At 44.8% G+C, this 24,259-nt stretch carries 25 protein-coding genes; 9 read left to right on the top strand and 16 right to left on the bottom strand.

Features of this window, described 5'->3' with window-relative positions; translation table 11 throughout:
• Positions 1-57 precede the first annotated feature (57 nt).
• From arsA to MTR82_RS03065, 6 genes are all read right to left on the bottom strand, one after another.
• On the bottom strand, positions 58-1,830 hold the full coding sequence (gene arsA / locus MTR82_RS03090; protein ID WP_246807667.1) for an arsenical pump-driving ATPase: 1,773 nt from the start codon (positions 1,828-1,830) through the stop codon (positions 58-60).
• A 13-nt stretch (positions 1,831-1,843) separates the two neighbouring features.
• Complete coding sequence (gene arsD / locus MTR82_RS03085; RefSeq protein WP_246807666.1) at positions 1,844-2,203, bottom strand: arsenite efflux transporter metallochaperone ArsD; 360 nt, start codon at positions 2,201-2,203, stop codon at positions 1,844-1,846.
• 85 nt (positions 2,204-2,288) lie between these two features.
• Entirely contained in the window at positions 2,289-2,708 is a 420-nt protein-coding gene (arsC, locus tag MTR82_RS03080) for an arsenate reductase (thioredoxin) (protein ID WP_246807665.1), read from the bottom strand.
• A gap of 33 nt (positions 2,709-2,741) precedes the next feature.
• Entirely contained in the window at positions 2,742-4,037 is a 1,296-nt protein-coding gene (locus MTR82_RS03075; RefSeq protein WP_246807664.1) for an arsenic transporter, read from the bottom strand.
• A 13-nt stretch (positions 4,038-4,050) separates the two neighbouring features.
• A complete protein-coding gene (locus MTR82_RS03070; RefSeq protein ID WP_246807663.1) occupies positions 4,051-4,401 on the bottom strand; it encodes an ArsR/SmtB family transcription factor in 351 nt (116 codons plus the stop codon).
• Between the two features lie 219 nt (positions 4,402-4,620).
• Positions 4,621-5,571, bottom strand: coding sequence for an arsenic resistance protein (locus MTR82_RS03065; protein WP_246807662.1), 951 nt, complete (start codon positions 5,569-5,571; stop codon positions 4,621-4,623).
• A 425-nt stretch (positions 5,572-5,996) separates the two neighbouring features.
• Between MTR82_RS03065 and MTR82_RS03060 the strand changes: the two genes are divergently transcribed.
• Positions 5,997-6,377, top strand: coding sequence for a hypothetical protein (locus MTR82_RS03060; protein WP_246807661.1), 381 nt, complete (start codon positions 5,997-5,999; stop codon positions 6,375-6,377).
• Between the two features lie 221 nt (positions 6,378-6,598).
• On the opposite strand, the gene spoIIP is transcribed toward MTR82_RS03060, so the two are convergent.
• The 3 genes from spoIIP to MTR82_RS03045 all read right to left on the bottom strand — a co-directional run bounded on the left by spoIIP (position 6,599) and on the right by MTR82_RS03045 (position 10,311).
• Entirely contained in the window at positions 6,599-7,651 is a 1,053-nt protein-coding gene (gene spoIIP / locus MTR82_RS03055; RefSeq protein WP_246807660.1) for a stage II sporulation protein P, read from the bottom strand.
• Between the two features lie 165 nt (positions 7,652-7,816).
• The gene (locus tag MTR82_RS03050) at positions 7,817-8,149 is read right to left on the bottom strand and encodes a hypothetical protein (protein WP_246807659.1); all 333 of its coding nucleotides are present in this window, start codon (positions 8,147-8,149) and stop codon (positions 7,817-7,819) included.
• A gap of 71 nt (positions 8,150-8,220) precedes the next feature.
• Complete coding sequence (locus tag MTR82_RS03045) at positions 8,221-10,311, bottom strand: heavy metal translocating P-type ATPase (RefSeq protein WP_425023626.1); 2,091 nt, start codon at positions 10,309-10,311, stop codon at positions 8,221-8,223.
• Between the two features lie 220 nt (positions 10,312-10,531).
• Here MTR82_RS03045 and MTR82_RS03040 point away from each other — a divergent pair, with 220 nt between their 5' ends.
• On the top strand, positions 10,532-10,864 hold the full coding sequence (locus MTR82_RS03040) for a four-helix bundle copper-binding protein (RefSeq protein ID WP_246807658.1): 333 nt from the start codon (positions 10,532-10,534) through the stop codon (positions 10,862-10,864).
• Between the two features lie 58 nt (positions 10,865-10,922).
• Here MTR82_RS03040 and MTR82_RS03035 read toward each other — a convergent pair whose 3' ends face one another.
• The 3 genes from MTR82_RS03035 to MTR82_RS03025 all read right to left on the bottom strand — a co-directional run bounded on the left by MTR82_RS03035 (position 10,923) and on the right by MTR82_RS03025 (position 13,993).
• A complete protein-coding gene (locus MTR82_RS03035; RefSeq protein WP_246807657.1) occupies positions 10,923-11,600 on the bottom strand; it encodes a response regulator transcription factor in 678 nt (225 codons plus the stop codon).
• Positions 11,572-12,981, bottom strand: coding sequence for a sensor histidine kinase (locus MTR82_RS03030; RefSeq protein ID WP_246807656.1), 1,410 nt, complete (start codon positions 12,979-12,981; stop codon positions 11,572-11,574). Before MTR82_RS03030 ends, MTR82_RS03035 begins: the two co-directional genes overlap by 29 nt.
• A gap of 103 nt (positions 12,982-13,084) precedes the next feature.
• Positions 13,085-13,993, bottom strand: coding sequence for a F510_1955 family glycosylhydrolase (locus tag MTR82_RS03025; protein ID WP_341801982.1), 909 nt, complete (start codon positions 13,991-13,993; stop codon positions 13,085-13,087).
• 241 nt (positions 13,994-14,234) lie between these two features.
• Here MTR82_RS03025 and MTR82_RS03020 point away from each other — a divergent pair, with 241 nt between their 5' ends.
• Together MTR82_RS03020 and MTR82_RS03015 are read left to right on the top strand one after the other, a co-directional pair.
• Positions 14,235-14,822 carry a YdhK family protein gene (locus MTR82_RS03020; RefSeq protein ID WP_246807655.1) on the top strand — a complete coding sequence of 196 codons (588 nt, stop codon included), beginning with the start codon at positions 14,235-14,237 and terminating at the stop codon, positions 14,820-14,822.
• A gap of 289 nt (positions 14,823-15,111) precedes the next feature.
• The gene (locus MTR82_RS03015; RefSeq protein ID WP_052651604.1) at positions 15,112-15,564 is read left to right on the top strand and encodes a DUF305 domain-containing protein; all 453 of its coding nucleotides are present in this window, start codon (positions 15,112-15,114) and stop codon (positions 15,562-15,564) included.
• A 163-nt stretch (positions 15,565-15,727) separates the two neighbouring features.
• Here the strand turns inward: MTR82_RS03015 and MTR82_RS03010 are convergent, their stop codons facing one another.
• The gene (locus tag MTR82_RS03010) at positions 15,728-16,507 is read right to left on the bottom strand and encodes an alpha/beta fold hydrolase (protein WP_279576960.1); all 780 of its coding nucleotides are present in this window, start codon (positions 16,505-16,507) and stop codon (positions 15,728-15,730) included.
• A gap of 281 nt (positions 16,508-16,788) precedes the next feature.
• Positions 16,789-17,307 carry a helix-turn-helix domain-containing protein gene (locus tag MTR82_RS03005; protein WP_246807654.1) on the bottom strand — a complete coding sequence of 173 codons (519 nt, stop codon included), beginning with the start codon at positions 17,305-17,307 and terminating at the stop codon, positions 16,789-16,791.
• A gap of 217 nt (positions 17,308-17,524) precedes the next feature.
• Here MTR82_RS03005 and MTR82_RS03000 point away from each other — a divergent pair, with 217 nt between their 5' ends.
• From MTR82_RS03000 to MTR82_RS02980, 5 genes are read left to right on the top strand one after another with little or no spacing between them, the layout of a single operon-like run.
• Entirely contained in the window at positions 17,525-17,776 is a 252-nt protein-coding gene (locus MTR82_RS03000; RefSeq protein ID WP_246807653.1) for a PLDc N-terminal domain-containing protein, read from the top strand.
• Positions 17,751-18,641 (top strand): ABC transporter ATP-binding protein, encoded by an 891-nt coding sequence (locus MTR82_RS02995; protein ID WP_246807652.1) that lies wholly within the window; start codon positions 17,751-17,753, stop codon positions 18,639-18,641. The genes MTR82_RS03000 and MTR82_RS02995 overlap by 26 nt, the downstream gene beginning before the upstream one ends.
• Complete coding sequence (locus MTR82_RS02990; protein ID WP_246807651.1) at positions 18,638-19,405, top strand: ABC transporter permease; 768 nt, start codon at positions 18,638-18,640, stop codon at positions 19,403-19,405. Before MTR82_RS02995 ends, MTR82_RS02990 begins: the two co-directional genes overlap by 4 nt.
• A gap of 19 nt (positions 19,406-19,424) precedes the next feature.
• Positions 19,425-20,138, top strand: coding sequence for an ABC transporter ATP-binding protein (locus MTR82_RS02985; RefSeq protein ID WP_246807650.1), 714 nt, complete (start codon positions 19,425-19,427; stop codon positions 20,136-20,138).
• The gene (locus tag MTR82_RS02980; protein ID WP_246807649.1) at positions 20,131-21,684 is read left to right on the top strand and encodes a hypothetical protein; all 1,554 of its coding nucleotides are present in this window, start codon (positions 20,131-20,133) and stop codon (positions 21,682-21,684) included. Before MTR82_RS02985 ends, MTR82_RS02980 begins: the two co-directional genes overlap by 8 nt.
• A 795-nt stretch (positions 21,685-22,479) precedes the next feature.
• Here MTR82_RS02980 and MTR82_RS02975 read toward each other — a convergent pair.
• Both MTR82_RS02975 and MTR82_RS02970 read right to left on the bottom strand, forming a co-directional pair.
• Positions 22,480-23,130 (bottom strand): vWA domain-containing protein, encoded by a 651-nt coding sequence (locus MTR82_RS02975; protein WP_246807648.1) that lies wholly within the window; start codon positions 23,128-23,130, stop codon positions 22,480-22,482.
• 98 nt (positions 23,131-23,228) lie between these two features.
• Positions 23,229-24,224 (bottom strand): macro domain-containing protein, encoded by a 996-nt coding sequence (locus MTR82_RS02970; RefSeq protein ID WP_246807647.1) that lies wholly within the window; start codon positions 24,222-24,224, stop codon positions 23,229-23,231.
• Positions 24,225-24,259: the final 35 nt, after the last annotated feature.

Here is a 24,259-nt window from a genome sequence, read left to right as displayed (position 1 = left end):
CCTTCCATTATTTATCCCGTTAAGTTGAAAAAAGATACTGTACTACGCATTTGGTTTTTACAAAATAAATTCTTTCAGCTGGGTATAACCAATCTTTTCTTCCTGCAGCCAAGGAATCACGGCGCATTTCGACGCCAGTTCTTCGTTCACTTTTTGGATCCATTTCTTCTCGGAACTTGCCCGGCCGCGTAAAATCGGATCCGTCGTTTCCGTGGCATACAGGCTTTGGTTGATGACCCACCATTTCGGTTCGATCTGCGCGCGCTTCAAGTCCTCCTGCAGCCGTGCCGCTTCAAGTACGGGCGTCGCTTCCGCCAGCGTCACGATGACGACGACGGTTTCTTCTGGATTGCGCAAGCGCGGCAAGAGCTTTTTCACGTTCTCCGGCACATCGCCGGTCGAACGGCTCATTTCCTTGTGGTACGCTTCCGTCGAATCCAGCAACAACAGCGTATGGCCGGTCGGCGCCGTATCAATCACGACAATTTCGTTCTCCGATTTCTCGACCACCGCCGCAAACGCTTGGAACAAGGCGATTTCTTCCGTACACGGCGATTCCAGGTCTTCCTGCAGGTGGGCCAGCTCTTCGTCGCTCAACCCGTTCCCGGCATTCGCAAGAACCGTCTGTTTGTAGCGTTCGACTTCAATTTGGGGATTGATGCTGCTGATGGACAAATTATCGCGCGTTTCACCGCCTGCAAAGGTATAGGCCAGATGGGCCGCCGGATCGGTGGTGGTCAAATGGACGCGATGCCCTTTTTCAACCAAGCCCACCGCAATGGCTGAGGCAATCGACGTTTTGCCGACGCCGCCTTTGCCCATCGTGAAGATGACCCGGGTGTTTTTCTCCGAGAAATCTTCAATCACTTGGTTCAAGCCCGGAAGGGCCAACGCTTCTTCGTTTGTGTCTTCCACTTCGAATGTCGTCATGGCATACGAGCTGAACAGGTGACGCAAGTTCTCCACGCCCGTCAGGGAATACGAAACGAACGGCAGCGCATATGTCATGACCTGTTTCAAGGCTTCCGGCGTTTCCTGCAACGCTTGACGCTGACGGCTGTAGAACGCGGTCGATACCGCATCTTCCGGCTGATGCGTCTGCAAGAGACCATTCACGATCAGCAATTGGTTCCGAATGCCGATTTCCTTCAGTTCGCCTGATGCCCGGTCAGCTTCCAACAACGATGAATTGTCGGGACGCGCAATCAATAACAACGTCGTCTTTTCCCGGTCGGAAAGCGAAGCGACCGCTTTGGCGTACATCTCTTTCTTGCCTTCCAATCCCGCCAGTGGCCCCAAACACGAAGCGCCATGCGTACTTTCCTCCAGGAAGCCACTCCAAGCCGTCGGCAACTGCAACAGCCGTAACGTATGACCGGTCGGTGCCGTATCGAACAGGACATGATCAAACTGGTCCAAGATGGTTTCATCCGCCAACAGATGCGAGAATTCGTCAAAGGCGGCGATTTCTACCGTACAGGCACCGGACAATTGCTCTTCCATGGTCGCGAGTACTGCATCCGGCAACTTGCCACGGTACGGGCCGACCACGTTTTCCTTGTAAGCGCGCGCTGATTCTTCCGGATCGATGTTGCACGCAGACAGATTCGGAACGCTTGGAATCGCCATCGGCTCATTCGTCAAGTCGACTTCCAGCACGTCCTGCAGATTAGAAGCCGGGTCTGTGCTGACCAGCAGCACGTTCTTGCCCTGATCAGCCAGCGCGACCGCCGTGGCGCAAGCGGTCGAGGTCTTGCCGACCCCGCCTTTTCCGGTGAAGAACAGGAACGGCGTCAGCGGCATGTTTTTCGGATTGAATAGCGAATACATAGAATATGCTCCTTTACTTGCCAAAATTGACCGACACGCGAATCCGCGGCTTTTCCTGCAATTCGGCGGGCGTGGTGTCGAACCATTCCGCCAACTCTTCATTGGTCGGATACGCCGCCATTTTGACGACTTCGTTATCAACCAGAACCAACGGCAGCACTTCCGGTCCTTTTTCTACCAATGCTTGGTTGACGATTCCGTTTTCGACAAAGGCACCGGGGTCATTGGTCAGGTTATAACGCGCAATCGTGAAGCCTTTCTTTTCAAGGGAATAGACAGCTGACGCGATTCTGGTTAAGTCCGGGTCTACAACGGGACCGCAGACACCGGTGGAACAGCACATCGCCGGATCGTAAATTTCGACTTTTTTCATGATAGTTTCTCCTCCATTACGAGTTTAGAATAGACGCATGTAGCACTGAGAAAGAAAGCCGTGATACCCGATCACGGCTCTTTGATTACTTGCCTGTTTCTGCGAATTCACGGATACGGGCACCGATTTCATCACGAATGTTCTGGAAGACCGTCCATTTCTCCTCATCGGTTCCTTCCGCTTTCGCCGGATCTAAAAATCCCCAATGATCGCGCTTCACGTGAGGCGGCGTCATCGGGCATTTGTCCGCGGCATCGCCGCATAATGTCACGACAAAGTCCGCATTGTTCAGAATGTCTAGGTCAATAATGTCTGAAGTCTGATTCGAAATGTCGATATCCACTTCGTTCATCGCTTTTACCGCATTCGGGTTCAGCCCGTGTGCTTCGATGCCAGCGCTCAATACCTGCCACTCGTCTCCAAGGATTTCTTTCCCCCATCCTTCCGCCATTTGGCTGCGGCATGAGTTGCCCGTGCAGAGGAAGTACAATGTTTTTTTCGTCATAATGGTAAGCTCCTTTTGGATAAATAGATTTTTTTAGAGAATCAATAACCACAAGTACAATCCGATGAGGGTTGCGAGAAGCGTCGGAATCGTCAGGATGATGCCGACCTTGAAATACGTTCCCCATGAGATTTTCACCCCTTTTAATGATAGGACGTGCAGCCACAATAGCGTAGCGAGCGACCCGATTGGGGTGATTTTTGGACCCAAATCCGATCCGATGATGTTCGCATAAATGAGTGCTTCCCGGATGGTTCCGGTTGTCTGCGTCTCAGATATAGCGAGCGCATTGATCATCACCGTCGGCATGTTGTTCATCACCGACGACAGGATGGCCGCAATGAAGCCCATCGAAATCGTGGCGACAAACAAGCCTTGCTCCGCCGCCATCTGAATGACATCTGCCAACACGCCGGTCAAGCCGACATTCCGCAGTCCATAGACCACGACGTACATGCCGAGCGAGAAGAAGACGATGTTCCACGGCGCACCACGTAAAATGATGCGCGTCCGGACCGCTGGGCTTTTTTGTGCCATCAATAAAAAGAAGATGGCAATGATGCCCGCGACAATCGAAACTGGCACCCCGATGAATTCACTGGAGAAATATCCGACTAGCAGAATCGCCAGAACAAACCACGACAGGCGGAACATCTTGTGGTCCTTGATGGCGTCGTTCGGCTTTTTCAAATTCGCCACTTCGTAGTTTTTCGGAATGTCTTTCCGGAAAAACAAATACAGCACCAAAATACTGGCCACTAACGCAAACAGGTTCGGGACGATCATCCGGGAGGCGTATTCCGCAAACCCGATGCCGAAAAAGTCGGCCGAGACGATGTTCACTAAGTTACTGACAACTAACGGCAACGAGGTCGTATCCGCAATAAATCCGCTGGCCATGATGAATGGAAAAATCATCTTTTCCGAGAAATTCAAATTCCGGACCATCGCCAAGACGATTGGCGTCAAAATTAAGGCTGCCCCATCGTTCGCAAACAACGCCGCCACAAAGGCACCGAGGATGCTGACAAAGACAAACATGCGCAAGCCGTTCCCTTTGGCGATTCGCGCCATGTGAAGCGCTGCCCATTCGAAGAAGCCGATTTCGTCCAAAATCAATGAAATGATGATGATGGCGATAAAGGCCAGTGTGGCATTCCACACAATTCCAAATACATCTGCTACATCTTGAAAATCAACGACTCCAACCAACAAAGCAACTACTGCCCCGCCAATAGCCGACCAACCAATCGATAGATTGCGTGGCTGCCAGATGACGAGTACCAGGGTGAGGAGGAAGATGACCGATGCTAAAATTCCTTGTACCATTTAGTTCCCTCCATTATTCACAGCTGATTCGCAGTCCTTGTTTCTCCAATTCCTTCATTCGTTCATCCTGACTCGGAATCACCTCCAGGATATGCAAGACCATTTCGTACAGTTCGCTGTCTTTGTTCAATGAATAGAAAATCCATTGGCCTTTCCGGTTTTCCTTCACCAATCCGACATCGCGGAGTTTCCGCAAATGCTGGCTGATGGCCGATTGGCTGATGTTGAAGATGGCCACAAATTCGCAGACGCAGCACTCGTTTTTCTCCAAGAGCTTCATCATCGCAAGGCGCGTCTTGTCTCCAAGTAATTTAAGGACAATACTGGCTTTCTCGATTTCAATTTCCTTCGCTTTCACTTCCATCTGTTCTTTCACCTCACTCTACGGGTTGTATCGTTTTTTGATTAAGTAGGATTTCTTTCGTTACCTGTTTGTAATCCAATAACAGCATACCAGCATATGCTTATATGTTCAAGTCCCTATTTCTAATTGTGTTTCATCCTTTTACTGACACTATGATTACGGGAATAAAAAAGAAAGACAGAGGGTTAAGCATCCGTCTTTCTTTTTGTATATTTACTATTAAGCTGTTTTTCTTTTAAGGAGCAATAGTTGAGATGCGATGGCCAATATGGGCAATTCAATCAGCGGGCCAATGACCAAGGCTAACGCAATCAACGGCTGATCCGGAAAAGCGGTGACCGCAATGGCCAACGAAACGGGCGAATTGCGGGCGATGATCGTCAGGCTTAAACTCACCGTATCTTCATAGGAAAATTTCAGCGCTTTTCCCACCGATTGCGCCCCGATAAAGTTGATGCCAAAGAACAACAAAACCGGCAGCAACAAGATGGAAATGACCTCAAGGTTGTTGAGCAGGTACTTCCCTTGCGAAGCAAACATCGCCAGGATCGCCAGGGACAAAAAGAAAATCTGTGCCGTAGCGAAAAAAGGCACGAGTTTCTCATTCAAGAATCTCTCCTTCTTCCGCAAGGCATAGCGCGTCACATGCGCCAGGGTAAATGGAATGATCAGCACCAGGACAATGCTTTCGCCGATGGTTGATAACGGGATCGGCTCGATTGTGCCGGCAAAAATGAACAGGTAGACCGGCAGCAGCACGACCTGCAGAATCAAATTAATCGGCAAAACGGACGTGGACAAGGGGACATTCCCTTTGGCAATCGACGTGAACATCAAGTACCAGTCGGTACAAGGCGTCACCATCAGCATGATAAACCCAATCCATAAGGCTGGATGGTCCGCAAGGAAGACAGCCCCCAGTCCCCATGCTATCAAAGGCGTCCAGAAAAAATTGATAAGGATGCTGGTATTCAAGAACTTGCGATTTTTAAAAGCGTCTTTCAAGTGCTGCAAGGGTATGGTAAGAAATAATCCATAGAGCATCAGCAACAAAAATGGCACGATGAAGGATCCGGCGTATTGTTCAAAAAAGTAGAGTTGACCGAATAAAAGACCGATCCCCACTGCGGTTAAAATAATGACGGTTTGAAATTTCTCAAATACGTTCATGATGGCACTCCTTTACGAAAAGAGAAAACTAACGATATGAGCGACTGCCTATTAAGATTAACCAAGTCAAAAAAATTAAGCCAGCACTTTTACACACAAAAAGAGAGAAGACAAGCTTTGAATAGCCTCTTCTCTCCTTCGTATATTCAACTTTCGATAACCCACTGATATGCAAACTAATTTAGCATCTGTTGGAATACTCTATTTCATCACATAAAAATATGTACGTCCATTAAACAACTTAAATTGATAAGCAATAGAAAACGTGGTAAAACTAAAGTAATTATAGACTTTGCCTATGACTAGACTTCGTGAGATGGAAAAATTCCACTTGAAGCATAGATACTGCGTAGTTGAAGAAGTTTAAATCAAGTTTTAAAGCCTGAGTGCCTTTCACTGGAATATACGAAGCAGGAGGTGGAGGTATGTGCATTTCCCATAATGAAATTGAACGTCAGGCATATATTATGAGTGAAAAAATCAGAAAGAATTCTATCTATAAACCGATCAGGCTTGATTTCATTAACGGAAAAAGCACTGAATTTAAGAATCAGGCTTTAGAAGGCATTGGGAATGGAAGAGACCTTCCTTTAGTTAGCCAAGTCATTTTAGAAGATAAAGAAGGTCTACGCTTCGGAATAGAACCAAATGAGATTGGATTTCGTTATGCTATAGGAGAAATCACTTATAAGGAGTATAAACAGTTGCAAAACAAAGAAAGCAAACTGTTTATAGGATATGTCACAGCGCTATCAAGTGGCTTTCTGTTGATAAGCTGGGCGGCTCTGAAATTGTTTTTTATGTAGCCGTCAAAACTTAGCAGTTGCGTCTGCTGCCAATCAAATGAATGATGATTTTGAAAAAGAAGCGTAAACAGGCAGCCAGAATAAATCGGGCTGCCTGTTTTTAATTGTAGCTGTGTCAACATTATTGGCAATCTCAACACATACAAAAAGGAAGAGTAAAAGCTCAATCTCCAGTCCTTTCTTTCCGAAAGCATTGTAATACAGAAACTGAAAAATCCGATTTATCTTTCACCGTGCCAATAATAATCACTAAGTACTTCGGCAAACGCTTCAATGGTCCGGCTGATTTCTTCCGCCGTATTGTCCACTCCACCAACTTCAATAATTACCGATTGAGGCGCAAGGTCTTGATTATAAACCCCATTTCCTTGGCTGCTGTCTTTTTCCAATATTCCTTTGGACAGGCCAGGGTATCTCTCTTCGATCTTTTGATGTAAACCGGCTGTGAACGACAGGTTCTTTTCAAACTCTGCGTGGCCTGTTCCAACGACAAACAGCAATTGCGCAAACGCATTTCCTTTAATTTCTGTTGTTGTGGAATCTTTTCGCAAAGAATCCCGGTGAATATCCAAGAAAACTTCCAGATTGCGGTTTTCTTTTTGGGCAGCCTGAACGTGTTCCCGTGATACCGGATAAGAACTGCCATAAGTCAATCCTCTGGCACCGAGTTCTTTTCCAATGTCTGAAGCGTCTACTTGCGTCCCGATTCCACGGCGTTCCATCGCTTCTCCGAGCATCTTTCCGATCAACGTGACGTTTGCTGTCGCGTGATAGGCTTCTTCCGGCTTTTCAGTGTTTTTTAAATACGTCAAGAACGCTTCTCGGCTATGGGAGTGATAAATGTACAGTACATCTTTTCCATCGGTTGTATGCATCGGATCTATTTCTTTGGGGTGTCTTCTATCTATAAAATATCTTTCAATGTTTGCTCTAATCAGTTCTCTATCCTGGAACAGGCTTTCCATAGTGGGCTGGAATTCATCTCTGAATCGCGGACCTATAGGTCTTTCTGAATTGGCTGCTTCACCGGTCTGTCCATCAGCGGTTTCATTTGATGATTCCAAAAGTTCAAAGTAAACATTCTCCTTGTCTGTTTCAATAGAAGATGCCACATCCACCCTATTTTGTTTCTGATTTTCATTCTTTATAAAGTAATAGCCGAGCACGAGGCATAGAACCAGCAAAAACAGCAGAAGCACAAGAGTCAGATTCGATCGATCACGCCGTCTCCTTTCTTCTTGAACTGTTCTTTTCTTTTTGTTATCCAAAACCATGAAGGACCTTCCTTTTCTCAACACGCCTCTTTCACATCTTACGGGCAATGGGCATTCCCGTTATTTTCGTTTGAGTATTTTCGTTTTATCTTTCTTTATATCGGCTGCGTCTCCTTTTTCTTAACAATTTAACTGGTAAAAGGATCTTTAGAACGGCTTTTTCCCCTAGAATCCAATCAGGTCAATCAAATGAAAGTCATTCAAGGTAATCCGATTTCCGCAGCCTTTGCAGGTGAAGCTCAATTCAAAATCAATGGTTTCTGAAAACGCATTTTCAGTAATCTGGTCCTCCAGGAGTTCTCTTCGTTCTTTATTGCTTGTCGCTTTGCCTAATTCGTTAATAAATTCTTCCTGAAAATTCTCGATGACCTCGTTCTTCCAGTTCACACCTATCCGAAAATTTTGTTGGACTGAGTGGATGCCGACTTCACCGTTTCTCTTAGATGGAGTTAATTCGTCAATTACCTTACACGCTTCACAAATGAGTTGAATCTTCATTTCCCTCTCCTCCAGTTGAAAGACTCTGGGTATCCTAAAAGTACAGCCCATTTTTCTAGAAATCCTTCCTTCTATGCTTTTAAGAGTTTGGCATTGATGGCAACAATGACGGTGCTGAGACTCATGAAGACCGCGCCGATTGCCGGACTGATCACGATGCCCCAAGGAGCCAAGACGCCGGCAGCGAGGGGAATCGCAAAAATATTATAGCCGGTCGCCCACCATAGATTTTGCACCAGTTTCCGGTACGTCTTTTTCGACCAGTCGATCAGCGACACCACATCGTTCGGATCGCTTCGGACAAGGACCACATCGGCTGTCTCCATCGCGACATCCGTCCCTGCGCCGATGGCAATCCCGAGGTCAGCTGTCGCCAGTGCCGGCGCATCGTTCACGCCGTCTCCCGTCATTGCCACTCTGCGCCCGCTATCTTTGACTTGCTGAATTTGATGGGCTTTCTCGTTCGGCAGCACTTCCGCATAGACTTCATCGATGGCCACTTGTTTCGCTACCCAATTGGCCACTTTCCGGTTGTCGCCCGTCAGCATGATTGAATGGATACCTTTCGCCTTCAAGGCAGCAACAGCTTCCTTGGCGCTATCGCGGACAATATCCGCCAAGGCAATCATTCCAGCTAGTTGGTCTTCCGCCAGTACAAAGACGACTGTTTTCCCTTCTTCGGATAACTGTTCAAATCGTTCCTGATTGTAGCGAAGTTCATGACTTTCCATATAGCCTGGACTGACCACATTCACTTTCTGGCCATTCACATTTCCTTGAATCCCTTTACCGGGTATCGATTCAAAATCGCTTACTTTTCCGATGGTTAGCCCTTTTTCTTTGGTCGAATTTACGATACCGGCGGCGATCGGATGCTCGGAATTCTGTTCGATGGCCGCAGCCAGTTGCAGCACTTCTTCATCAGTATAATTCTCGATCGGCACAACATCTGTGACACCGAACTTCCCTAGAGTCAGTGTCCCGGTTTTATCAAACACCACGGCATCCAAGTTTCGGGCCCCTTCGAAGTCGGCGCGATTCCGGATCAAGAGCCCTTGCTTGGCGGAAATGGATGTGGAGACCGCTACGACCAGCGGTGCCGCCAAGCCCAACGCATGCGGACATGCGATGACCATTACCGTCACCATGCGTTCAATGGCGACATCAAACGCATAACCGAACGCCAGCCACGCGAATAGGGTGATAAACCCTGCTGCCAGCGCCAAATAAAAGAGCCATTTGGCTGCCCGGTTTGTCAGATCCTGTGTCCGGGATTTGGATTCCTGTGCTTCCTTGACCATCTTGATGACTTGCGATAGATAGGAAGCCTCCCCCGTTTTTTCCACTTGGATGATGAGTGAGCCTTCCTTGTTTACCGAACCACCAATGACACCATCCCCTGTTCCTTTATCAATCGGGACAGATTCCCCAGTCAGCATCGATTCGTCGATTGTCGATTTGCCTTCCAATATCAACCCATCCACTGAGATCTTCTCGCCCGGCTTGACCAGCACCCGATCATTGTTTTGGATATCAGCTAACGGGATGTCTTGAACCTGATTGTGTTCATCGAGCTTGTGCGCTTCGCTCGGCATCAGCTTCACCAACTGTTCCAACGCATTAGAGGCCCCCATTATGGAACGCATCTCAACCCAGTGCCCGAGCAGCATAATGACCACCAGCGTCGCCAGCTCCCAGAACAGCTGGTTGCCGTCCCATCCGAAGACCACTAGAGTGCTGTATCCATAAGCGATAGTGATGGCCAACGCAATCAAGGTCGTCATGCCCGGATTCTTCTCTTTGAGTTCCTGGATTCCGCCGGTTAAGAATGGCCAGCCTCCGTAGAAAAAGACGATGGAGGATAATGCGAATAAGATATAAAGATCGTTGTTGAAACGCCAATTAACGCCCATAAAGTGCTGAATCATTGGCGATAACGCTAAAATCGGGATGGTGAGCATCAAAGAAATAAAGAACCGTTTTTTGAAATCCGCCACCATATCGCCATGTCCGGAATGCCCCTGGTGCCCGTGGCTCCCATGTTTCGGATGTGTCTGTTTCGGCTGGATGGTGGATTCATCTTGAAGCTTCCTGTCCGAAGGATTTGGGTGGTCCTTGGAATGTGCCGGTTCATGATGATGATGCTCTTCCTGTTTCGACATTGCGGTTCACCTCTTCCATCAATTTTTCGGTTTCGAAAAATCCAATCTTCTTCTGTTGATTATAGAAAGAAACTATCGAGAAATTATGGAGAAAATTCAGTTTCATAGAGGAAACGCATCAAATTGTGCAGTTTCTATGGAGTTTAAGAAATTCCGTTTAGTGGCGAGTCCAAAGGGAAGAAGTAGACAAGAGACAAAACTAAAAATGGAGGTTTTACACATGGCACATGAACAGCATCAGGAATTGATTCAGGCTTTACACGATTGCGCAGCGGAATGCAATCACTGTTTTGACGCTTGCCTGCAGGAAGATAACGTAAAAATGCTGGCTGACTGCATCCGACTCGACCGGGAGTGCGCAGACATATGCGCATTTTTGGAACACGCAATCACCCGCAATTCGCCGTTTGTAGCTGAACTGGCAGCTGTTTGCGCGAAAATCTGTGAAGCATGCGGCAATGAATGCGACAAACATGCAGACATGCATGAACACTGTAAACGCTGTGCGGAAGCTTGCCGCAGATGCGCAGAAGCTTGCCGGAACATCGCCTAATTACATGAACTCCCCACCGGAAAACGTATTTCCGGTGGGGAGTTCTTTTCTTTGAGCGTTATTCTGTCTCATTCACCCATTTGTAGCCAATCCCCCAAACAGTCAGGAAATGGTCATCGATGGGGAATCCGACCTGCCGAATCTTTTCCCGAACATTCCGTACGTGCGAATCGATGGTCCGTCCTTCCGTTTCCGAATCGAATCCCCAAACCAATTGGATCAGCTGGTCCCTGCTGAACACTTTGTCCGGATTTTTCAACAGCTGCCCCAGCATCAGGAACTCTTTCGGTGTCAGCTTGATGGATTGGTTTTGATAGCTGAGTTCGAACCGGTCTTCATCCCAGAAGAGGCCCTTTACTTCAATGCTTTTTTTAGGCGCTCTTCTGCGCAGCAGCGCTTCCATCCGAGCCAGCAGTTCCCCTTCATTGAACGGCTTCGTGACGTAATCATCCGCCCCCAGTTTCAGCCCCTTAATAATGTCCTCCTGTTGCTCACGAGCCGTCAGCATAATGATCGGCACATCCGAGACTTTCCGGATTTCCCGGCATAGCTCCCAGCCGTCCATTTCGGGCATCATGACATCGAGGAGTATCAAGTCATAGGTTTCTTTGTCCAAATAGCGTAAAGCTTCAAAAGGTCCCAGCGCTTTTGTACTAAGATAGTGGTGGGGCTTTAAATACAATGCCACCAAATCCAGCATCCGTTTTTCATCGTCCACCAACAGCACTTTCTGCAAACGAATCCCCCCTTGTCAATTCAATACGGACCGTCGTCCCTTTGCTTTGTTTACTTTGAATCGAAATTTGGCCGCTGTGCGACTCGACGATTTCTTTGGCGATGGCAAGACCGAGACCGCTGCCGCCGTGCTGCCGAGACCGGGATTTGTCGACGCGGTACAGCCGCTCAAAGACAAAGGGAAGAGCAGCTTCTGGAATGCCTTCCCCTTCATCGCTGACACTAATCACTACCGTATCCTCCTCTTGCACAGCGAGAAGCGTCACCACCGTCCCTTCCGGCGAGTATTTCCGGGCATTGTCGAGTACATTCAACAGCACCTGCTGAAAGCGTTCCGGATCGATGAATGCCGTCATATCCGGAGGACACTGGACGACCAAGAAAATGTGTTTCTCATCGAACGCGGGACGGACCAAACCGGCAACCGAACGAAACAGCCGATTGAATGAAACCTGCTCTTTTCGGATGGAAAACTGGTTGTGATCAAGCTGGGCTAATTCGAATAATTGCCGAATCAATTCCGTCAAATGGGTCGTTTCCTCCCGGATGATATCAATGTACTCCCGCCGTTCATCATCAGACGTATCCGGACGTCCGGCTATGTCAGCGTAGCCCTTGATGTAGGTCAGTGGCGTTCGCAATTCATGCGAAATGCTGGCCAGGAATTCGTTCCGTGCCTGCTTTAAGCGATTCAGATCCGTCGATAAGGTGTTAATGGCGTTCGCCAGCTCCCCCAGTTCGTCATTCCGGTCGAGATGAAGGCTGACTTCATTATTCCCTTCGCTCAATTGCTCTGTGGCTTCCTTCATCCGAATCAGTGGAAGCGTGATCAAGCGCGATAAGATAAAAATTGCAGCAATGGTAAGGCCGAACGCAATCAATCCAACGAACAAAAATTGATTCCGAAGGTGTTCGACTATCCCTTTGATGTGGTTGGTTTCAGCAAACATAAATACATGCCCTCGGTGTTCACCTGCTACCGTAATGGGACTGTCGGTCGCAATAAACCGTTTTTCATCCCACCGATCCTCCACGATTTCTCCTTTTTGCGGAACTTGACCAAAATCAGTGTGCTGCAGCACATCCCTCATTTCGGGTTCAATCGTATCGGAATGGGTCAGCTCATTCCCTTCCGCATCCGTGATGATGACAATGAAATCGGAAGCCGATTCCATCATGGCTACATGGTTCAACGTGCTGGATTCAAAGCTGTCTTCCAGCACTTCGCTGTGCGTGTTCCCCCGGGCCAATAGATTGGACATGACTTCTTCCACCCGTTCTTCTACGTAGTTGACATATAAGATCAAGAACAACACCGACTCGATGAGGATGATAAAGACAAAAAAAAGCAATCCGATTCTCAAAGCAAGTTTATTGAACATGGCAACCCTCTTCCAGCCTCAAAGCATCAGGTTCAGGGGCATGCTGTCCCTTCCTGTGAGTCATTAGTTTCAATTCACGCATTCCCTTTCTAGTTTACGTATTTTATTGGGTTTTGCTGTTTTGCAGCAGCGGTTCCCAACTTTGGGTGCCGTCTTCAGACAAGAAGGCATCGCCCCGCAGTGTGTAAAAAGCCAGTTCCTGGTCATTCGCCGGATTTACGGCGATAAAAGCGATGCCATCTTCCGGAAGAGCCGGTATGTTCAGTCTTTTCAACGCCTCATTTTCACCAGTATACTGCATCAAAGCCGCCGCTGTCCCGAAGCTCCCGAAGTACAGCCCTTGCTCGGTGAAATGCACCGCGGTCCCTCTTTCTCCTTCAGCCGTAAGGGCTTGGAACGATTCTCCTGCATCTTCCGAGAAATAAATGCCTGTCGAAGTAGCCGCCGCCACAAAAGCTGAATCTGTCGGGTGAAGAGCCAGTCCTATCACTTCGCCTTCCAGTCCTTCAGCTTTTACAGGTTGCCACGACTCCCCTTTTTTCGTGCTTCTATAAACGCCTGCTTCCAGCAAGGAATTGGGCGCCGGATTAATCAAAAGGAGGTCATGGCTATTGTAACCGACAGCCATGGCATGAAAATCCGTCTCTCCCTGGAACGCAATTTCTTCAAGGGTTTCTCCACCGTCCACACTGCGCTGAATTCCAAGCGGATTGGGTAACTCAGAATCTGCGCTCGGGTGGCCAGACGTAATAAAACCGTCATCTGTCGCATTGAACCCCATGTAATCATGGAAATTATCCGTTGTTTCGAACCACTCACCGTCCCGGTAGATTTTCAATCCAATGTGTGACGCAAAATACAAGCCTTTGTCATTTCCCGCATAGCCCATTCCATGGACATGATTCATTTCTCCATCGTACGGGGCCTCAAAAGAGCCCGTATCCTCTCCGCTGCAGCCGGCCAACATAATTACCGCCAACAGTGCACCGATCGCTTTTCTTTTCATCTTCATTTCTCTATTCCTCCAGCTCTTTCTTTCTAGAAAATGTTCTTCTCCACCAGTTTACTAAATAAGTTTCGATTTTTTGTGCAGTTTCTTCTATAGAATAGAGAACTTCCCTTAGTGGTTCACGAACTTGCCATAATCCACTGTCCAGACTTTTTACACAAGAAAATGTCATGGTTCCTGCACACAATATGCAAAGTTAAGGGGTAGAGTATCTAAAGACAAATGTAGAAAGAAGGAGATCGCAATGCCGAAAAACAAATGGATAATGGGGATACTGTCACTTGTAGCCGCCGTCACGTTAAGCGCCTGCAATACAGATAGCGAGACGAGTGAAGAATCAATGGATATGAATAATGCAACCGAAGAAAACATGAGCGAGGATTCGGGGCATATGAATATGGACCATTCCGGTACAGGAGAAGTACCAGCAGATTTACAGGAAGCGGAAAGTCCAACCTATGAGGTAGGAAGCCAAGCCATCATTGAAACGGATCATATGGAAGGGATGAAAGACGCGGAAGCTACGATTGTTGGAGCTTACGATACGACTGTTTATGCCGTCACTTACACTCCGACCAATGGCGGCGAACCGGTGGAAAACCACAAATGGGTCATCCACGAAGAACTTGAAAATCCAGGAGACCAACCGTTGAAACCAGGTGATGAAGCAACAATCGCTGCCGATCACATGGAAGAAATGGACGGTGCCACAGCTACGATTGATACTGCCGAGGAAACAACTGTCTACATGGTTGATTTCACACCAACGACTGGGGGCGAACCGGTCACCAATCATAAATGGGTAACTGAAGCTGAATTATCAGCCAAATAACCCAGCTTAAGCTGTAGCTTCTCCGATTCCCAAGTGCTGAAGATCATGCAAAACCAGAAAATATGCAGGATGCCGGCTAATCTGAGGGTGATTGGCCGGTTTCTTTATATTTCAGACGAAAATTGCATGGAGTGACGATAAAATTCGTTGCAATTCTTTCTTCTACAGTAAATTATGCATTTTCTATGGAGTTTATATGGGAATTTAAATGGTAAACAGATAAGAAAGGCATCGATCCCGTTCAGGCATTCTTGTCAAAATCAATTTTTAACTATAAGGAGAGGATTTTATGAACAGTTACGTTAAGTTTGGAATCATGATTGTCACTTCGACCTTTTTGATGTATTGGTTGATGTTCTTAAACGTTTTTCAATTCGAACATATCACATTCAGTGAAACAAGAATCTATATGGCGTTGATTATGGGCTCTGTCATGGCCATTGTCATGCTGTTATTCATGTGGCCAATGTACAAGAACAAAAAAGTGAATTCGTTGATTTTAGCTGGCAGTGCAGTAGTATTCGCGCTTTCACTTTGGCTCGTCCGCAGCCAAATATTAATAGAGGACACCGGATGGATGAAAGCGATGATCCCTCATCATTCCATCGCTATCCTAACTAGCGAACGAGCCAATATTTCAGATCCACGAGTGAGAGAGCTGGCTGATGCGATTATCAAGACGCAACGCGAAGAAATCGCTAAGATGAAAAGAATAATAGAAGACCTGGAGGACGAGGAATAACCGGCTCAAAAAAGGAAGGCCAAGCAGCGATTGCAATTCGCTTTTGGCCTTCCTCTTTTTCTAGAAATAAATTTCTCTCCTTATCGATTTTCTGCCGATAAGTTTTGATATGTAAACTCTAATTTTAGTTAGTGCCTCTTGGACAGCAATAAGGTAAAGGGTATTATCTTATCGATATGACCTCATGTGGTAAAACATTCTTTTCCAGCCAGTTTTTAAGCATTAGATTAAAATAACTTGGGTTTACTAGAGATATGCCGTGACCTACACCAGGCATAATGATTCCTACACAATTTGGATTTTTCGATACTATATCCGAGGCTGACTTCTTCATTAGTCCTTTTTCTTTCTCTCCAACAGTAACCAACACCTTACTCCTTGTTTTATCAAATTCATCAGGTATTTTAAATGACATATTTTCTTCTAATATTCGAATAAGTGTAGCTGAACTCATTTGAGAACTCTCTTTATAATATTCTTCAAAATATTCTTCCTCAATATACAGGATTTTGGATTGGAGCTTTGAAAAATGTCTATTCTTCACTAGCAGTAAAGTAATTTTAATAGATGGTCTGATCATTTTTCGTACAAACTCATTCGGCCTTACTAATGCACTATTGATAATAGCGCTGTGAATTAAACTTGGATTCATACTCAACATTTGAATGAGCACTTGTGCACCCAATGAAAAACCGACAACAATTATTTTCTTACCACTAGCTAGCTTCTCTATTAACTTAGATATATCTTCCGCGCTTTTGCGAATTGAAAAGTATTCCGTACTCTTGCTTCTCCCTTGTTCCGGTAAATCGATTGTGATGCAATGATAGTCAGTAAAATATTGGATTTGCTTATCCCACATCCAACTGCTAACTCCTCCGCCGTGTAAAAATACCATTAGCGGAGCATTCTTATCTCCATGCTCTTGATAATGTAATTTCAACTAATCCATCTCCCTTAATATTTTTGATTCGTCATGATAAGGTTTAAAAATTCAAAAACTTAATATTAGATGTTATTTTACATTAAATTTCCATTTTATACAATTTTACACCAAAACCTTAAACCGTTTTAAAAATTACCCTTATACAAACTAAAAGGGAAAGCAATGCTGATCAGCACTGCTTTCCCGTTTGTATTTTGCTGATTTAATAACTGCTTCTGATAAGCGGGCATATGGAAACCAAATATAAATATAAAAATATTTCTCCTCCAAGGAGATAATCACGGAATAATTACTAACGAAATCGTGCGGTCAGTCCCTTCTTCCGTTTCTTTCATATTAAAGTATTTTTCCATTAATGTACTTAACTCCGATTGAAAATCGTTGAATGAATCATTTGTTAAGTTCAGTTTCACTAAGGAAAACGTTGATCGATCCGGCAATTGATTTGCAGCGCTGCTTTCATAATAGTTTTTATAGTTTTGTAAAATGTACATGAAATAGTAGGTGACAAATTTTATTTTTTCGTTATAAGTGGCCGACTGCCAATCTTCCTCACTGATCTTGTAGGCTTGCGTATTCAAAGCATATAGCTTCTCTTCAACTTTACCGATACGGTTTATTCCAACAATTTTCAACAAATCATCATCAACCATTGAATTTACATGCCTGTACAACGTCGCTTGCGATACCTCTTCTAGTAATTTGTTCAACTGCATGATTGATAATCCTTCATCGGCAGCTATTAATTCCAAAGCTATTTTAAATCTGACCTGGTTTTTAAATAAATCAAATTCCATTTCATTTTATCTCCTTTTTCTTTGTGCTTAGTTAGCTATTATATATTCTTTCTTGCCGTTTACCAAATTCCTTAAAAATTAGTCTCGGGTCTCCAATCATATACTAATTATTTTGTGCATAAATTAGTTTGCTTGGAAATATATATTCTTAAACTCAAGAATGTAGTTGACTTTTCAATTATCATTATTGATAATGATAATTGAAAGGGGAATACCTATGAATACTGACATTACGGCTTTACTTGAAATTGAATGGGCCGAAATACTTCCTTTTGCGTTGCCTGTTGTCGTTTTTAATTTTTTAATCATTGGAATTGCGCTTTACGATTGGTTCAAAAGAAGAAATCTGATTGCCGCACCGTATGTTTGGCTGGCCGCCATTATATTGCTCCAATTGCTCGGACCCATTTTATATCTAGTGATTGGAAGGAGATTGATACAAAATGATTACAGTCGAGAAACTTCATAAGACGATCAAAAAAAGAAAGATTTTGAGCGATGTCACCTTCTCGATTGCAGAAGGCGAGTGTGTGGGCTTGTTGGGACCAAACGGAGCAGGCAAAACGACGCTCATCAAATGCATGACCGGCATTCTGCAGCACGAGCAAGGCACCATCACGTTCAATTCCAACCCCATCGTGCAGCACAAGAAAAACATTGGCTATTTGTCTCAGCTTACAGACTTCAAGCCGTGGATGACCTGTGAGGAATCCCTTCTTTTCTTCGGAAAATTGTCGGGCTTGGATAAGGGATTTTTAAAGGGGAACATTTCAGCGGTTTTAGAAGAAGTCGGGCTTAAGGATAAAGAAAACTACAAAGTGGACCAATTATCCGGCGGCATGAAACAGCGGCTCGGGATCGCCCAAGCCATTTTGCACCAACCGCTGCTGCTGATTTTGGATGAACCGGTTTCTGCGTTGGATCCGATCGGCCGAAATGAAGTGAAAAAATTGATCTCCCGCTTAAAGAAGCGAACGACCATCATCATTTCAACGCATATATTGGACGACGCCAGTGAATTTTGCGACCGGTACATCATCATAAAAAATGGAAAGATTGTCGGAAACATAAACGGCGAATTTCAGAAATCAGACCGCAAACAAATTCTGGTTAAGACGGGGAATGTCCCGCAAACAAGTGAAGCATTGAAAAGTTCTGAGGTCGAATGCGTTGAATGGCTATCACCAAACACCTTTCTTTTAACGGGAGCTGAAGAATTGGATTTAAAGAAAGTCGTAAACGATTTCGCTGCAAAAGAAATGGATATTACGTCCATTGAGTTTTATGAAAGAGGGATAAAAGAAATTTTCCTGGAGATGGTGTCGGACACATGACAAACTTTTATACATTAACGCGCACTGAACTAGTAGAAGCCGCAAAAGAATTTAAGTTCATCTGGTTAACCCTGTTTTTCGTGATCTTGGGTATTACTCAACCGCTGATCACTAAATACATGGACGTTATCCTTGAAAATGTTGGCGGCGCAGATGGCATCACCATCGATCCGAACCGGCCGGTGCCAAGTTCTGCTGAAGTTCTCCTGTCGACCATTTCCGGCCAATTCAATCAAATCGGACTCATCATCTTGATTATTAGTTTCATGGGGCTGATTGCAGCCGACCGCAACAGCGGTATGCAAGATTTCGTATTGACCCGCCCTGTTTCGCTGCGCTCCTACCTATTGTCAAAACTAATGGGAAATTGGGTAATCAGCATGTTCAGCATCTCCATTGGGGCAGCCGTTTCCTATGGTTACACCATTTTCTTATTCGGTTCTTTCTCTTTTTCAAACTTTCTGCTGTTTGTGCTGTTGTACAGTTTGTGGATCCTCTTCATCGTGAGTCTGGCCATCTTGATCAGCACCTTTGTCAAGAGCCCCATCCTAATCGCCGTCACGACAATCGCCGTTTCTATTTTCTTTATTCTGGTCAAGGGATTCAATCACCTCTTGTTCCAGCTATCCCCAGGCGGCATCCTAAACCTGGCGGAGAACCAGTTGCTGTCGGTCCACGACTTAAACTACTTCAGTATTGCAACTTGTTTGGCATTCATTTTACTGAATCTCTCATGGGCCAATAGGAATCTGAAAAAGTCGTAATTGAAGGAGGCTGGTTCAAATGTTATCAATAAACAACTTGACCAAGTTATACAAAGGATCTGAAAAAGGCATTAGAAACTTAACCTTGGATTTGGTGGAAGGCGATATTTGCGCCTTCATCGGCATGAACGGAGCAGGAAAAACAACTTCCATCAAATCCATCGTGGGCATTCATGGCTTTGATCAAGGAGATATTGAATTAGATGGCGTGAGCATAGAGAAAAACCCACAAGAATTTAAACAGATGGTCGGTTACTCGCCCGACACTCCAGTGCTCTACGGGAATATGACGGGGTATTCGTACCTGGAACTGATTGGAAGCATTTATCAAATTGACAACGAGACGATAAACGAGCAATTGAACACCTTGCTGAAAAAGCTCAATTTCGGCAGTGCTTTCCATGAGTTGATTTCTACCTATTCGCATGGCATGAAACAAAGACTGGTGCTTATTTCCATCCTTATGCACAATCCAAAGCTGATCGTATTGGATGAACCCTTTGTCGGATTGGATCCGAACGCCACTTATTTTTTACAGGAAGAAATGAAAAAAAGGGCAGCCGAAGGATCCATTGTGTTGTATTCGACCCACGTTTTAGAAGTAGCGGAAAAGCTATGCAATAAAGTGGTCATGATCCACAACGGCGAAGTGGTCGTCAATGATACGATGATCAACCTATTGTCTGAGAGCAGCTTGGGCGAAAAATTCAGGAGCATCACAGCACATGAGTAAGCTAATTCAATTGCAAAAGTATATCTTGGCAAATGATTTTCAGTTTTCCAGATTGGAATCATCCAATAACCAGGACGACCGAAAGCACGCTGTTCTTACGTTGGCAGGCTATTGTGCCGCTGTTGTTATGGCCATTGGATATATTGTCTATATCGCTTTTGATTTGTACATCAACGAAGAATCCATGTTATTTTTTCCGATTCTTTCGTCTATTTTGTTTTGGGCCTTGGGGTTCTGGACCATCTTAAGCAGCATTAAAAAAATGATTTTTTCTTCAGATACTGAACTAATTTTCAGCCTGCCTATTCCATTATGGCAAGCCAAGCTCTTTAATGTAATCAAACTCATGATTCTTTATTTACTCATTACTGCAATAGCCGTTTTTGCTGGCATCTTGTTGCATATGTTCATTCTTCCCGACTTCTGGTTCGTTCTATTATCCAGTTTTATCCTTGTAGTGATACTTCCTTTACTAGTTATTACAACAACATTCATCATTTCATTAGCAGTAAAAATTCTTCTTAATTTTTTAAGAATCCATAGTAATGTGATCGAAGCTTTGCTTACATTTTTTTTATTCCTTTCACCTCTTTTATATATCACATACAACTCTGCGTCATTGAATTACAAAGACATTTTTTCTACTAGTTCCCCACTCTACTTGTTCGGCATCATTAGCAACTCTACCTCAGAATTAGGATTCTTTAACTTGCTGAGCTTGCTAGCAATAACTCTCGTTCTTGTTCTCATAACCGGATACGTATTTACTAAAAGATATGCTTTCTTAGTTGCAAGCTATTCTACTTCGTCAAAAAGGAGAGCACGTGATTCTAGCACGGTTTCTTCCAATAGTTCATTTAAAAGTCTATTCTCAAAAGAGCTGAAACTTTATCTATCATCTATTACCTATGTCAGCAATACAGTACTTACACCGGCTTTATTACTCATTGGCAGCCTGGCTTACTTGTTCAATAGTTCCCCTCTTTTGTATGACACTACCTTGGAACTGTCCTTTATCACGTTATCAAGCAAATATATCTTCATTCTATTTACGACTGTATGTATTCTTTTGACCACAACCACTTCATCAAGCCTATCTTTTGAAGGCCAAAGCATCTGGATTTTGTTGACGTCTCCCCTCTCTTTAATGGACCTTGCAAAAGCCAAAATCGCGTTAAACATGATGCTTTTTGTGCCAGGATTAGCTTGTGCTATTTTGGTCTATACTCAAAATTTCAGTTCATCGTTATTGGATTCATTGCTCTTCATTTCTTTTACAATCACAAGTTTACTGCTTATTAGTATTGTTGGCTTCTTTGTCAATTTGAAATTCCCTAATTACAACTGGTCCAGTGAAATGGAAGTAATCAAGCAGGGGAAATCTACTATAATCACCGCTATGATCAGTACATGTCTCATCTCGATCACTGCGATTTTGATTCTACTAGATTTCAATTTCACCTTTCATCTTCTCTTATTGGTCAATATCTCCATAATTTCATTCTTAATTTATAAACTAAGGGAATGCACATTACTTAGGGAATAAAGCAATAAGCTCCACCAAGTATGAATTAAACATCATCTTTGGAGCAATTGGCCCCAGACCCTTCGGCGCCATCTCCCTCTTAGTGTGGCTCTTGGGAGATGCATTTTGCATTCGTTGATTCTTACCTTTATTCGGCCTGTTATGAGCAGTGGCTGGCCTCATTGTAAGTACTTATTAAATGATACTTTTATCATTTAGTGCCTTTTCTTCGTTTTAGTATAGAATGTTTACATTATTCAAAAAAGGGAATTTTTAGTATAAAGAGTTATGAGAAAGGAGATTTCCATGTTTGAGTCAAGTATAGAGGTAGGAATTGTGCTGTTTCTATTTATTTACTCTGTCGTTGTTTCTTTTATGTTACTTTCTCAGAAAAGAAAAAAATCTACTCATTGATGAACTGAGCTCCATTTAATGGACAATCTAATAAAAGGATAGCTTAAGTTGGATTGAGATAAGATGACTTCGATGTTTTGCGGAGTCATCTTTTTTAAATTCCATTGTTTACAAACCTCCGTTGTAACAATCCATGTAGTCATCCACAAGCCCCTTCAACTTAAATTATTAATTGTCTATTTAAAATCGATATCATTTGTAATTCGAACTTGAATAGTGAACTGCTGGAATATGTGCAAAGTAAACCACTTCTCTATTGAAATAAGCGTTCGTAAAAGTACACTTATACGAACGCCTCCAGTACCAGCATAGAACCCACAAAAAAACGTTCGCAAAGCTCCTAAAGCACTTTACGAACGTTCTCCTATTCAGATAGATATTTACGAACGTTTTTTTGAGATTCTACTTTTGAGTGCGCTGGCTGAAATCAGCTTCGATGTCCTCTTTCCAATTCCGATGCAGTTTCTTGCCTTGGCGGAAGGAACTGACGGTTTCATTCAGAACGCGGAAGTTGAGTTCAGTGCCCAGTTCATCGGCATGGTAGTTGACAGCGCGGTCTTCTTGGATGCCAAAGTTTTTCGCGGAAGCGATGGCGTCAATATTGGCACCGAGGAAGATGAATTCCCAGCCGAATTTCTCTTTCTGGCAGGCGATCATCTTTCTGATTTTCGCGTAATTGTACTCACAGCTTGCGTTTTCCATGCCGTCGGTGGTGATTACAAATAGCACTTTCTCAGCCTGCTCTTCTGCACTGGTCCGCTTCTGCACATTCACCAGCTTTTGAATGGAAGATCCGATGGCATCCAAAAGCGCGGTCGTACCGCCGACTTCGTATTCTTTTTCGGTCATCGGCGCGATGCCGGCAATCGCAATGCGGTCATGCAGCAACTCGAAGCCGTGATTGAATAGGACGGTTGTGATTTTTGCGTCGCCTGCCTCTTTCTTCTGTTTTTCGAGCAGCGCATTAAACCCGCCGATTGTGTCTTTTTCAAGCCCCGCCATCGATCCGCTTTTATCGAGAATAAACACAATTTCAGTACTGCCTTTTTTCATCTTGATTTCCTCCTTGGGTGTCCTGTATGGTACAGGCGTTTGTGATACTCCAAGGATAATCAATTGGCGGGTACAATCGGTCGCTTCAAAAGCGACATTCAAGCTCCGAGCAGCTTCTGCTCAAAAGCAAAGAGGGCTTCGTTGATTTCGAAGATATCATAGATTTGGTGGGTAATGAAATATTCGATGATGACATCGAATTTTTGGCTATGGGAAAAAGCGTAGCCTGCGGTTCGCAGCAATTCCGCTGTTTCTTCCAGGTCCAGTTCCAGCGCAATCGCAAACGCGAATACGGTTTTTTTGAGCGGCGTATAGTCCGGTGAATTCCGGATCTTCGAAAACAATCTCCGGTCGATATTCGCTTTTTTATAAACCGCTGTATCGGTCATCCCTTTTTCGTCGATAAATTGAAGGAGCCTGTCCGAAAAAGTTCCTTCAATCCGGCTCAAGGCTTCTTCCAGGCCATTGATGGATTGCCGGCCCACTGCCCGTTCTTTGGTTGAATGGAACACTTCTTCTGAAATCCGATGGTTCCGAGCATATTTCAGCTCTTGCTGATGGACATAGTGTTCATCGAGGTAATTGCCGATGGATTGGGATAATTTTTCGCTAAAGCCGAATGACGCTTGGTCAAAGACGACCAGGTACACGAGCATTTCATGTTCCGGCTCCATTAAGAAACGATGGATTTCCGAAATGGCGACTTGCAATGCCTGTTCTTTTGGGTATCCGTAAATGCCGGAAGAGATTAGCGGAAAAGCGATCGAATCACAGGTTAAGGAATGGGCGAGCCGAAGCGAATTTGCATAGCACGACCGGAGACGTTCTTCTTCCTTGTGCTTTCCTCCATGCCAAATCGGCCCTACTGTGTGGATAATGTACTTGGCATCCAATTTGAAGGCTTCTGTACTGACCGCTTCCCCGACCGGGCAATAGCCGATTTCGTTGCAGGCTTGCTGCAGCTTTTCGGCACCTGCTGCATGGAATATCGCGCCGCATACGCCGCCGCCCATCTGGAGTTCTCTATTCGCGGCATTGACAATGGCATCCACCTGCATTTTAGTAATGTCATTTCTTACAATTTCTAACGGCATCTGATCGTCCCCCTTTCTTCTATTATATATTCCCT

Source organism: Planococcus ruber (assembly GCF_022819085.1).
GTDB lineage: Bacteria > Bacillota > Bacilli > Bacillales_A > Planococcaceae > Planococcus > Planococcus ruber.
This window is presented reverse-complemented; position numbering and strand designations above follow the sequence as displayed.

What these genes read in the sequence shown, in the direction of transcription:
- MTR82_RS03020 (WP_246807655.1), top strand. Translation starts at nt 14,235, where the DNA reads ATGCCGAAAAACAAATGGATAATGGGGATACTGTCACTTGTAGCCGCC.
- MTR82_RS02975 (WP_246807648.1), bottom strand. Translation starts at nt 23,130, where the DNA reads ATGAAAAAAGGCAGTACTGAAATTGTGTTTATTCTCGATAAAAGCGGA.
- arsD (WP_246807666.1), bottom strand. Translation starts at nt 2,203, where the DNA reads ATGAAAAAAGTCGAAATTTACGATCCGGCGATGTGCTGTTCCACCGGT.
- MTR82_RS03060 (WP_246807661.1), top strand. Translation starts at nt 5,997, where the DNA reads ATGTGCATTTCCCATAATGAAATTGAACGTCAGGCATATATTATGAGT.
- MTR82_RS03030 (WP_246807656.1), bottom strand. Translation starts at nt 12,981, where the DNA reads ATGTTCAATAAACTTGCTTTGAGAATCGGATTGCTTTTTTTTGTCTTT.
- MTR82_RS03015 (WP_052651604.1), top strand. Translation starts at nt 15,112, where the DNA reads ATGAACAGTTACGTTAAGTTTGGAATCATGATTGTCACTTCGACCTTT.
- MTR82_RS02995 (WP_246807652.1), top strand. Translation starts at nt 17,751, where the DNA reads ATGATTACAGTCGAGAAACTTCATAAGACGATCAAAAAAAGAAAGATT.
- MTR82_RS02980 (WP_246807649.1), top strand. Translation starts at nt 20,131, where the DNA reads ATGAGTAAGCTAATTCAATTGCAAAAGTATATCTTGGCAAATGATTTT.
- arsC (WP_246807665.1), bottom strand. Translation starts at nt 2,708, where the DNA reads ATGACGAAAAAAACATTGTACTTCCTCTGCACGGGCAACTCATGCCGC.
- MTR82_RS03000 (WP_246807653.1), top strand. Translation starts at nt 17,525, where the DNA reads ATGAATACTGACATTACGGCTTTACTTGAAATTGAATGGGCCGAAATA.
- MTR82_RS02990 (WP_246807651.1), top strand. Translation starts at nt 18,638, where the DNA reads ATGACAAACTTTTATACATTAACGCGCACTGAACTAGTAGAAGCCGCA.
- MTR82_RS03065 (WP_246807662.1), bottom strand. Translation starts at nt 5,571, where the DNA reads ATGAACGTATTTGAGAAATTTCAAACCGTCATTATTTTAACCGCAGTG.
- MTR82_RS03045 (WP_425023626.1), bottom strand. Translation starts at nt 10,311, where the DNA reads ATGTCGAAACAGGAAGAGCATCATCATCATGAACCGGCACATTCCAAG.
- MTR82_RS02970 (WP_246807647.1), bottom strand. Translation starts at nt 24,224, where the DNA reads ATGCCGTTAGAAATTGTAAGAAATGACATTACTAAAATGCAGGTGGAT.
- arsA (WP_246807667.1), bottom strand. Translation starts at nt 1,830, where the DNA reads ATGTATTCGCTATTCAATCCGAAAAACATGCCGCTGACGCCGTTCCTG.
- MTR82_RS03025 (WP_341801982.1), bottom strand. Translation starts at nt 13,993, where the DNA reads ATGAAGATGAAAAGAAAAGCGATCGGTGCACTGTTGGCGGTAATTATG.
- spoIIP (WP_246807660.1), bottom strand. Translation starts at nt 7,651, where the DNA reads ATGGTTTTGGATAACAAAAAGAAAAGAACAGTTCAAGAAGAAAGGAGA.
- MTR82_RS03040 (WP_246807658.1), top strand. Translation starts at nt 10,532, where the DNA reads ATGGCACATGAACAGCATCAGGAATTGATTCAGGCTTTACACGATTGC.
- MTR82_RS03070 (WP_246807663.1), bottom strand. Translation starts at nt 4,401, where the DNA reads ATGGAAGTGAAAGCGAAGGAAATTGAAATCGAGAAAGCCAGTATTGTC.
- MTR82_RS03075 (WP_246807664.1), bottom strand. Translation starts at nt 4,037, where the DNA reads ATGGTACAAGGAATTTTAGCATCGGTCATCTTCCTCCTCACCCTGGTA.
- MTR82_RS03005 (WP_246807654.1), bottom strand. Translation starts at nt 17,307, where the DNA reads ATGGAATTTGATTTATTTAAAAACCAGGTCAGATTTAAAATAGCTTTG.
- MTR82_RS03050 (WP_246807659.1), bottom strand. Translation starts at nt 8,149, where the DNA reads ATGAAGATTCAACTCATTTGTGAAGCGTGTAAGGTAATTGACGAATTA.
- MTR82_RS02985 (WP_246807650.1), top strand. Translation starts at nt 19,425, where the DNA reads ATGTTATCAATAAACAACTTGACCAAGTTATACAAAGGATCTGAAAAA.